At 56.6% G+C, this 6,450-nt stretch carries 5 protein-coding genes and 1 pseudogene; 1 reads left to right on the top strand and 5 read right to left on the bottom strand.

Annotated features, from left to right (window positions below):
* Positions 1-209: 209 nt before the first annotated feature.
* From AC58P5_RS18625 to AC58P5_RS18605, 5 genes and pseudogenes are all read right to left on the bottom strand, one after another.
* Positions 210-1,385 carry an MFS transporter gene (locus AC58P5_RS18625; protein ID WP_497389081.1) on the bottom strand — a complete coding sequence of 392 codons (1,176 nt, stop codon included), beginning with the start codon at positions 1,383-1,385 and terminating at the stop codon, positions 210-212.
* An 827-nt stretch (positions 1,386-2,212) separates the two neighbouring features.
* A pseudogene (locus tag AC58P5_RS18620) lies at positions 2,213-2,509 on the bottom strand (Gfo/Idh/MocA family oxidoreductase); the annotation flags it as partial.
* 20 nt (positions 2,510-2,529) lie between these two features.
* Positions 2,530-3,027 carry a GNAT family N-acetyltransferase gene (locus tag AC58P5_RS18615; RefSeq protein WP_497389079.1) on the bottom strand — a complete coding sequence of 166 codons (498 nt, stop codon included), beginning with the start codon at positions 3,025-3,027 and terminating at the stop codon, positions 2,530-2,532.
* A gap of 67 nt (positions 3,028-3,094) precedes the next feature.
* Positions 3,095-4,312, bottom strand: a complete 1,218-nt coding sequence (gene hemA, locus AC58P5_RS18610; RefSeq protein WP_497389077.1) for a 5-aminolevulinate synthase — start codon at positions 4,310-4,312, stop codon at positions 3,095-3,097.
* A gap of 365 nt (positions 4,313-4,677) precedes the next feature.
* The gene (locus tag AC58P5_RS18605) at positions 4,678-5,565 is read right to left on the bottom strand and encodes a LysR family transcriptional regulator (protein ID WP_497389076.1); all 888 of its coding nucleotides are present in this window, start codon (positions 5,563-5,565) and stop codon (positions 4,678-4,680) included.
* A 135-nt stretch (positions 5,566-5,700) separates the two neighbouring features.
* Here AC58P5_RS18605 and AC58P5_RS18600 point away from each other — a divergent pair, with 135 nt between their 5' ends.
* The gene (locus AC58P5_RS18600) at positions 5,701-6,441 is read left to right on the top strand and encodes an SDR family NAD(P)-dependent oxidoreductase (RefSeq protein ID WP_497389074.1); all 741 of its coding nucleotides are present in this window, start codon (positions 5,701-5,703) and stop codon (positions 6,439-6,441) included.
* The last annotated feature ends 9 nt before the right edge of the window (positions 6,442-6,450 follow it).

Raw genomic sequence — 6,450 nt, 5'->3', positions numbered from 1 at the left:
CTGGCGCGGACGACTGGCGCGGACGACTGGCGCGGACGACTGGCGCGGACGACTGGCGCGGACGACTGGCGCGGACGACTGGCGCGGACGACTGGCGCGGACGACTGGCGCAGACGACTGGCGCGGACGACTGGCGCGGACGACAAAAAGACCTTTCATGCCGCTTAGCGGCCGAAAGGTCTTTTTGCATTCGCGCTCACGCATCCGGCTCAGGACTGGATCTTCTCTTCCCGGCCGATTTTGGCAAAGCCCCGGCTGCGCGAGACGATCCAGATCTGCCCGAGCAGCGCCACCGCAATCAGCGCACCGGCCGCAATCGGCAGCTGGCCGGGCGCCAGACCCGCGAGCAGCACCGCTCCGCCAAGCGCAGAGCCTACCGCGCTGCCGAGATAATTCGCGGAGCTGTTCAGCGCAACGGCCGCCGGCCCGTGTTCGGGCTGAAGGACAAGCAGCACATGCTGCTGCGGAGCCTGGGAAGCCCAGCCGGTCGCCCCCCACACGACAAATGCCACGAAAGCGGCGAGCGTGTAATGAATCCCGACCGGAAGGACGAAAACAGCCAGCGTCATCAGCGCCAGAATCACGGTCATCAGCAGCCCGGGACGTCCCGATCGGTCAATGAGCGTCCCGATGGAAAAGCTGCCGATGACGCCGCCGATCCCCCACGCCCACAAGTACGGAGTGATAGCCTGGATGCCGCCCAGATCTTCCAGGACGGATGCCACGTACGTATACAGCCCGAGACTGGCGACGCTCGTAATAAACGTGATTCCGACAGTCGCTGCAACGCGCCCGTTCGTCATCATGGCAAGACGCTGACGCAGGGACGGCGGAGCCGCAGCCGGAAAGTTCGGAAACCAAGCGGTAATGCCGATTATCGCGATGACGCCGAGAGCCGTAACGGCCCAGAGCGTTCCCCGCCAGCCGATCTGCTCGGCAATGAGCAGCCCTACGGGGACCCCGATGACTGTCCCCATGCTCATTCCGCCCAGCGTCATGCCGAGGGCTCTCCCCCGTTTCTCGCTGGACACGAGGGCCGCCGCCGCTGCCGCCGCCAGCGGCGAATACAGGCCCGCCCCGATTCCGGCAATAGCGCGGGAGATCAGCAGCAGCGTATAGGTCGGCGCAAGAGCCGTGCCCGCATTGGCCAGCGTGAACACGACGAGCGCCAGCAGGAGTATACGCCTTACCGGCTTGCCGGCCAGTATCGTGGCGAATATCGGCGCCGCAAGTGCGTAGCAGAGCGTAAACACGCTCACGGCTTGACCGGACTGCGATGCGCTGATAGTAAAGTCCGATCCGATTGCGGGAAGCAGACCCGCCACCACGTAGGCGTCAAAGCCCAATGCGAACATGCCGATGGTAAGCAGTAAAACCTTTTGCATGGAAATCTCCCTCGCTTATCTTGTTCGATGGTAGACCCGGAAGCTCAGCCGAGGCGTTCCCAGTTCGTTTCATCATTGAAAAACTCCCGTTCGGAGCCGACGACATACTGTACAGGGCCGATGGTCCTCGCGTCCGCGTCGATCGTATTAAGCAGCTTCTGAAGCTTCAGGGAGCTTGGCAAATCCGCGAAAGGCCGGGAAGGCTCCGCGCCTGAAGCGGCAAATCCCGCAGCGTCGCCGACGAGCCGGATTAACTTATGGATCGTGTTCAGCTCTGGACGGCCTTCGTCGATTTCCGTCTTGAGATCCACGATTACGCGTTCTCCGGTATTCGTTTTTTCCCAAATCCGTAAATAATCGATGTCCCAGACCGGCGTGTCAAAAATCATCGTCGCGAAAATCAGCTTGTTCGCCGGCGAGGCGAAGACGAGATCAACCTCCCGCTTGCGGAGAATATTGACGAAGCTGCTGTAACCCGTCACGACGGCTCCCGCCAGATTGGCGGTTATCGCCACACTGTCCAGCACGGCCGTTCCGGAAATGGAGAAATCAGAGCGGATGCCTTGCAGATCCTTCAGCTCCAGCTTCGCATGTTCGCCGCTCACCCACTGCACGAGATCGAGCGGGTGAATAATTTCGCTGATCACCCCGCTTGTCGGCCTGTGGTCGTTGATCCGGTCCTTTCCCCAGTAAAAATTGGCGCGTACGAGACGCAAGTTATGATCCTCCACATACCGCTTCAGCGTGATAGAAGCATCCGAGTACCGCTCCACAAGGTCCAGAGCGAATCCCGACGTATCCTTCAAACTGACCTCCACCTGTTCGAGATCGTCCTGAGGGTGCACCAGAGGTTTCTCGCAAATAACGAACCCGCGGTAGCCCGTGAGCTGTTTAATCACGTCGATATGATATTCGTCGTTTACACTTACGACTACTATGGCAGGCTCGAATTCCTTAAGTGCCGTCTCAATGTCGGAAAAATACCGATAGCCGTTCGATTTCGGGCTGCGGTTCACATAAGCGATCTCAACGGGTTCATTCCCCGTCACCGCCGGTTCCAGATTGGAAAAGGCCTGCGAGAAGCGGGTTCCCGCATAGCCCAGTCCGATAATTAATACGTTCATGCGTGTCCTCCCGGGAATCATCAAAATTCTTTAATCAGAAGATCCTCCCCCGATTCCGTAAAACCCAGACTCTCATACAGCCGTTTGGCGGCGGGAGTCGTCTGGAGCGTAACCTTTCCCACTTCATGGGCACGGAACCAGGATAAAACATAATTCATCATCCCTTCGCCCAGTCCCCGGCGCCGCTTGTCCGGATGAACGACCACGGTCTGAATCCAGCCGACTTTACCGTTCAGGCAGCCTTTCATCGGTGCCCTGTCGTCGATAATGCCGATGGCGCAGGCGCAAATTCCTTCTTCGTCGTCCAGGCTCGCCGCCGCCACGAGTATGCGGTCGTTTCCCTTCAGGTTGGCTGCGAGCCAACCCCGGTACTCTGTCTGCCAGGCAAGGTTTTCTTCGGCGGAGCGGGAAACATAATGCCCCTCGCCCCGGCTGAGCAAAATTTTACGGAGCTCCACAAGCTCTCCTATATCTTCGTACGAAGCCCTTCTTATCCGCAGGGTCAGACTCGTGTTCATGCTGATTCACTCCCGTTCCATCTGTTGGCAGGCTGACGGAACCGACCTTATCAACCGGAAGATCGGGTCAGGCTTGCAAAGCGAGCGTTTTGATATCGAAATATTCGAACACTTCGGTTAACGCGTTAACCAGTTCGTAGATGTGCTCTTCCGTATGATTGGGGGTGACATTCACCCGGAACCGTTCCGTACCGACCGGCACCGTCGGCGAGTTGATCGGCTGCAGATAAACATGATGCTTCTCCAGCAGTCTGCGCGCCGCCAGTTTGCACTTCTTCGCTTCCCCGATCAGAACGGGAAGAATGTGCGTCTCGCTGGATTCCATCACCGGAATGCCGGCCTCGGCCAGCGCTTCGCGCAGCAGGGCCGTCTTGGCGTGAAGTGTGCTGCGCTCCGTATCCGAGCGTTTCAAATGCTCCACACTGGCGTAGCAGGCCGCCACAACGGCCGGAGGCAGGGAAGTTGTGAAAATAAAGCCCGAGGCAAAGGAGCGCACACTGTCGATCAGCGCTGCCGAAGCCGTTATGTAGCCTCCGATAATCCCGATGCCCTTGGCCATCGTTCCCTGGATAAAGTCAATCGAGTCGGCAACACCGAGCTGGGCCGCAATTCCCGCACCGCGCGGTCCGTACATCCCGATGGCATGTACCTCGTCGAGGAACGTAAGCGCCTTGTATTTTTTGGCAAGCCGGGCGATTTCACGGATCGGCGCGATATCCCCGTCCATCGAATACACCGATTCGAACACGATGATTTTGGCCCGGTCGCTCGGCTGGGCGGCCAGCAGCTCTTCCAGGTGCTGCACGTCGTTATGCCGGAAAACGGCTTTTTCCGTTTTGGAGCTGACAATTCCGTTAATGATGGAAGCATGATTCAAGGCGTCCGAGAAAATGATACTGTCCGGAAAAATGCGGGCCAGGCACTGGAGCGTGGCGTCGTTGGAGCCGTATCCCGTCGGGAACACGAGAGCCGCTTCTTTGCCGTGCCATTCCGCCAGCGAAGCTTCCAGTTCCGCGTAATAGTGGTGGGAACCTCCGATATTTCTGGAACCGCCAGAGCCGGCTCCGTACAATTCAATCGCTTTGTGCATCGCTTCGATAACAACGGGATGTTGAGACATACCGAGATAATCATTGCTGCACCATACGACCACCGGGTGATCTCCCTGGTTATCGACTAGGGCCATCGGATATTTCGTCCGCAGCCGGTTGATGGTGACAAACTCGCGGTATTGACCGCTTTCCTTTAATTGGTTCACTTTGCTTTCAGCAATTTCCGTGTACATCTTTCATCCCTCCAGTTACATGAATTTGTATGTTTTTATCTAATGTGGATCTCCTATCCAATTAATAGTATAGGTTAACTCGGATATAACAATCAAGAGGTTTTTTGTAAATTTGTACAATTCTGTCAATTATATTTTTATAGCAAACCGCTTATTCAGAAATAAATACGAAGGCCTTATTTATACAAAGGTCAATTCCTCTGCTTCTTCATTCTTAACAGCCGTCCCGGTCTTCCAGGCTCGTTCACTTTTAAACCCCACGGGTAAACCCGCCGGTGGAATGAGAAAACAAAAAAACACCCCCGGAAGGTGTTTTTTGTTTGAGCGATTTGACGGGGTGAGCGGGAACGGACAGGAGGTCCTCCCTAAGGGCGGGTGAATTCCGTCAGAAGAAAGTCATATAAATTCTTTCCCGCTCGTTTAAGCGGCAAATCAGCCGATCTGCAAATCAGTCCGCACGTCATGCTGACCCCGCTGCCATGCATGGGAAGCGCATGCGTGCCTTCCCCCGGTACGGGATCGAGCACCATCCGGGGGACGAGCGCCGCGCCGAGACCTTCGGCCACATAATATTTCAGCGCAGACATGCTGCCGATCTCCATCGTATCCGGCGGAAAGCACCCCTCTTCTCTGAGCGCGGCCTCCAGCTTCCTGCGGTAAGGACACGTTTGAGCCGTAATAAGCAGCCGGGTTTCGCGAAGCTGGGCCAGTGTTACCGATTCCGCCCGGGCAAGCGTATGACCTTCAGGCACGAGCAGGAGAAACTCTTCCGTAAAGAGAGGCTCGAAATTGAGCTGGGCGGCCGAATCCGGGAATGAGCATAAACCGAAGTCCAGCTCGCCTTTAAGGATTTTGTCCGTCAAAACAGATGTTCCGGCTATCTCAACGGAGACCCTGATGTTCGGGTAGCGGTCGGTAAACCGGCGAATCAGTCCGGGAAACTGGTGACTGGCTGTAGGCTCCGTAACGCCAACCCTCACATGGCCCGCCTCGCCCGCTGCAAGATCACCCAGGTTTTTTTGCAGCTGCTCCATGCTTTTCAGGATCGGAATGCTTTGTTCATAAAAGAGGCGGCCCGCCTCGGTTAACGCAATTTTTTTGCCGCGCTCGAACAGCAGCACCCCAAGATCGCTTTCCAGCTTCTGAATCTGGGTGGTGACGGTAGACGGCGAATAAGCCAGTTCTTCGGCGGCCCGGGCGAAGCTTCCGCGTTCCACGATTTTTTCGAAGGACTTTAGCGTTTTGAAATCCAAATGGTGTTACTCCCCCTTCTCTTGATTCAACTATTTTGAACGATTCATTCAAAACATTCAAGTATATAAAATCATTCTTTTCTTATAAACTGGGTACAGAAAACCTGATTTTATCCCATGAAGGAGTGAGCGTACATGAACGTGCAAAACAAAGTCGCCTGGGTAACGGGCGGGGGTACCGGCATCGGCAGGGCCACCAGTCTTGAACTGGCCAGACGCGGCGCCATCGTAGCCATCAGCTATTCGCAATCCAGAGAGGATGCGGAATCCACCGTGCGGAAGATTACCGAAGAAGGGGGGCGGGCCGCCGCTTTTAAAGCCGATGTGACCCGGGAAAGCGAAGTCACTGAACTTGCGGAACACATTACCGCCAGGTTCGGGAGCATAGACCTGCTTGTCAACAATGCCAGTGTCACCCGGCATATCCCAATGAAGGATCTGGATTCGGCCACGGAGGAAGTTTGGGACGAGCTGTACGCGGTCAATGTCAAAGGCATGTTTACCTGCGCCAAAGCCGCCGCTCCCCGGATGACAAAAAACAAAAGCGGCGCCATCGTCAATGTCGGCAGCATAGCCGGACTTACGGGGCTCGGCTCCTCCATCCCTTACGCCGTATCGAAAGCTGCCGTACACGGGCTGACTAAGTCTTTGGCCCAGGCGCTTGCGCCGGAGATCCGGGTGAACTGCGTCGCGCCCGGCGCGGTAGCCACCCGCTGGTGGAAGGGCCGTGAAGAAACGATGAACGCTCTCATCGGCAAGCTTCCGCTCCAGCGAATTTCGACGCCCGAAGATATCGCCCAGGTTATCTGCTCCCTACTGGAGCAGGAGGCGGTTACCGGGCAGATTTTGACGGCCGATGCCGGGCAGACCTTGTAGCAGCTTTCT

The sequence above is a fragment of the Paenibacillus sp. JT31N7 genome (assembly GCF_059692095.1).
The sequence above is the reverse complement of the archived record's forward strand: the minus strand, read 5'-3'. Positions and strand labels throughout refer to the sequence as shown.